Source organism: Halorubrum sp. Boch-26 (assembly GCF_029889805.1).
In the GTDB taxonomy this organism is placed as follows: Archaea; Halobacteriota; Halobacteria; order Halobacteriales; family Haloferacaceae; genus Halorubrum.
The window spans coordinates 1-3297 of the sequence record NZ_JARANT010000152.1; the positions used below are offsets into that span (position 1 = coordinate 1).

General features: G+C 67.3%; 4 protein-coding genes. 3 read left to right on the forward strand and 1 reads right to left on the reverse strand.

Going from position 1 to position 3297, the window contains the following annotated elements:
* Window positions 1-207: 207 nt before the first annotated feature.
* The gene (locus OQF71_RS14210; protein ID WP_280588463.1) at window positions 208-1578 is read right to left on the reverse strand and encodes a hemolysin family protein; all 1371 of its coding nucleotides are present in this window, start codon (window positions 1576-1578) and stop codon (window positions 208-210) included.
* 173 nt (window positions 1579-1751) lie between these two features.
* On the opposite strand from OQF71_RS14210, the gene OQF71_RS14215 reads away from it, so the two are divergent.
* The 3 genes from OQF71_RS14215 to OQF71_RS14225 all read left to right on the forward strand — a co-directional run.
* Window positions 1752-2111, forward strand: a complete 360-nt coding sequence (locus OQF71_RS14215) for a glutaredoxin (protein ID WP_345781996.1) — start codon at window positions 1752-1754, stop codon at window positions 2109-2111.
* A 1-nt stretch (window position 2112) separates the two neighbouring features.
* Window positions 2113-2622: a redoxin domain-containing protein gene (locus tag OQF71_RS14220; protein ID WP_280588464.1), complete on the forward strand. Its 510-nt coding sequence runs from the start codon at window positions 2113-2115 to the stop codon at window positions 2620-2622.
* A 132-nt stretch (window positions 2623-2754) separates the two neighbouring features.
* The coding region (locus tag OQF71_RS14225) for an L-threonylcarbamoyladenylate synthase (RefSeq protein ID WP_280588466.1) at window positions 2755-3297 on the forward strand (543 nt) is incomplete at its 3' end.

Here is a 3297-nt window from a genome sequence, read left to right on the forward strand (position 1 = left end):
CGTCTGATGTGTTTAAGAGCCTGACTCAAAGGGGCGCTGTGCGGGGCGGGACTCAAAGGGGCAGGCCGGAGCTTTGGAGGTGGTCACCGGCGACCAGTTGTCAGAGAACTGTGACCGAGCGACTAGGGCGTTGTGAGCCCCCTCCGTGTCATCGACGGCAACTATTTAAAAACGGCCGGAGCCAGCTGGGGATTAGTTATAAACGTCTCATACCGCGTCGTCGGTGACCGTCTCGGCCGCCTCGCCGTCCTCACCCTCGTCTCCGTCGACGTCGAGCACGGTGACCCGCGCGGACATGATCCGAGTATTGTCCACGCGCTCGATCCGGATCCGGATCGCGTCGAACTCGATCTCTTCGCCCTCCTCGACGAGGCGCCCGGCGCGGTTGAACACGAAGCCGGCGAGCGTTTCGAACTCCTCGCCCTCGGGCAAGTCGATCCCGAGAATCTCGTTGACCTCGTCGATGTTCACCTCGCCTCGGACGACGGCGACGTTCTCCTCGAGGAACTCGACGGGCGCCTCCTCGTCGCCCTCCAGAATTTCGCCGACGATCTCCTCGACCATGTCCTCCAAGGTGATGATCCCCTCCGTGGTGCCGAACTCGTCGATAACGGTGACCATCTGAAGGCGGTTCTCCTGCATCTCCGCGAGCAGTTCGTCGGCGTTCTTCGACTCGGGGACGTGGAGCGTCGGCTTCACGACGCGCTCAAGCGAGGGCTCTCCCTCGGAGTAGCGCAGCTCGCGGACTAAGTCCCGCACGGTCACCACGCCGATGATGTTGTCGAGGTTCCCCTCGTAGACGGGGACGCGCTCGTGGTCGGCCTGGATGCACGTCTCGATCGCCTCCTCGACCGACGACTCCTTCGCGACCGCGGTGACGTCGAGGCGAGGCGTCATCACCTCCTTGGCGATGGTGTTGTTGAACCGGAAGATGCGGTCGAGCATCTCCCGCTCCTCCTCCTCGATGACGCCCTCGCGCTCGCCCGTCTCGATGATGTCCTGGATCTCGTCGCGGGTGACGTACGTCGACTCGATCGCCGCCGATCCGCCGATGACCTGGTTGACGCCCTTGACGATGTAGTCGAACAGGACCACGAGCGGGTACAGCGCGTACTCCGACGCCTTCAGCGGGCGGGCAATCTTGAGCGCCCACGACTCGGTGTTCTCGACGGCGTAGGACTTGGGCGCGCTCTCGCCGAAGATCAGCACCAGCGTCGTGATCCCGAACGTCGTCGCCAGCACGGACTGGCCGCTGGAGAGGAAGAAGCCGAACAGCGCGGTCGCGATGGAGGTCATCGCGACGTTGACGATGTTGTTGCCGACGAGGATCGTCACCAGCAGTCGGTGCGGGTTCTCCTTCATCTCCTGAATGGTCTTCGCACCCGTGACCCCCTCGTCCACGAGGCTGTCGACGCGATGCTGTGGGAGCGAGAACATCGCGATCTCCGACGAGGAGAAGAACGCGGACAGCCCGATCAGCACCGCGATCGCGAGGACGCCGAGAAGGATCACGGCGTTGTCCCCCGGCAGCGGCAGCTGTAGCAGATCGGCCGTCAGCGTGCTCGACGACAAGCCCATGTTCATTCGTCTTCCGGCGGCGGACGGTTAAAGGATTACCTTCGACGCCCCGGGTCGACGGGCGATCCGGAACATTGCCGGACGACCCGACGGCCGACGGCGAAATCTGAGGAGGCGTCACGGAGCGTGCCGCGGCCGACACGATTACACGTCCCGCGGCCGAATCACCGTCTATGACGGAGCCACAGATCACCCTGTACAGGCTACAGGCGTGCCCGTACTGCGAGCGCGTCGTTCGGACCCTGAACCGGTTCGGGCTGGAGTACCGGTCGCGGTACGTCGAGCCGATGCACTCGGAACGGAACGTCGTCAAGCGCGTCTCGGGCGCCCGGAGCGTCCCGGCGATCATCGACCACGAGACCGGCGTGACGATGTCCGAGAGCGCGAACATCGTGGAGTACCTGGAAGGGACGTACGGAGACGCGGCGACCGACGGGGGCCGCGCAGATGACGACGCGGCGACCGACGGGGGCCGCGCAGATGACGACGCGGCGACCGACGGGGGCCGCGCAGCTGGCGAGGGAGGTGCCTGAGATGCCCGACTTCGACGTCGTCTCCCTCCCCGAGACTGACCACGTCGCCGAGGGCGACACGGCGCCCGACTTCACCCGCCCGCTCGTGAACGAGGAGTACTGGGAGGACCGCGCGCTCGACGGCCTCGTGAACGGGCCGACGCTCCTCGTCTTCCACCCGATGGACGGCGCCTTCCAGGGGACGTACCTGTACAACACGATCGACGACCACGGCTGGGCCGACGACCTCGACGTTCTCGGCCTTTCCATCTCGTCGCCGTACGCCCACAAGCGCCTGCTGGCCGGGCGCGGCGAGGGCGTCCGGATCTTCTCGGACCCCGGTGCGGGTGTGATCGAGGAGTACGGCGTCGCCCACGACATCGACGGCATGACCGGAGTCACCGAGGCGCGCCCGGCCGTGTTCCTCCTCGACGGCGACCGCACCGTCGAGTACGCGTGGGTCGCGAGCGAGCACCCCGAGTTCCCCGACGCCGAGGCGATCGACGACGCGATCGACCGGCTCGTCGACTGAGGGCCCGTGCGGGCTCGCGGACTGATCCACGGACGACCCACGTGACGGCGGTTCGCGTCACCGCTCACCGCGACCGCACCGGAATCGACCACACGCGTCACCCTTTTTTAAACCGCAACCGAACGGGCGATCGTGACGGACGACACCGGAGACCGAGAACCGCATACCGGACCGACCTCCGGGCGCGACGCCGCGAGCCGCCGGGAGGACGTCCGCCGGGCGGCCGCGGCGGTCGCCGACGGCGAGCTCGTCGTCTACCCCACGGAGACGGTGTACGGCCTCGGGGGGGACGCTCTCGATCCCGTCGCCGTCGAGCGCGTGTTCGACCTGAAGGGCCGCGACCGGTCGAACCCGCTCTCTCTGGGCACCGCGAGCGTCGACGGCGCGCTTCGATACGCCCGACCCACGGAGTTCGCGGTCGCGTTCGCCCGTGCGTTCCTCCCCGGCCCCGTGACCGTCGTCGTCGAGCGAGGCGACGCGATCCCCGACGCGCTCACCGCCGGCGGCGACCGGGTCGGGCTCCGCGTCCCGGACCAACCGGTCGCCAGGGCGCTCCTCCGCGAGACCGGTCCGCTCACCGCGACGAGCGCGAACGTCTCCGGGACCGGCAGCGTCACCGACCTCAGAATCTTATACCCCTCTCAAAGACCACACGACAAAGGCGGAGCGCGGAGG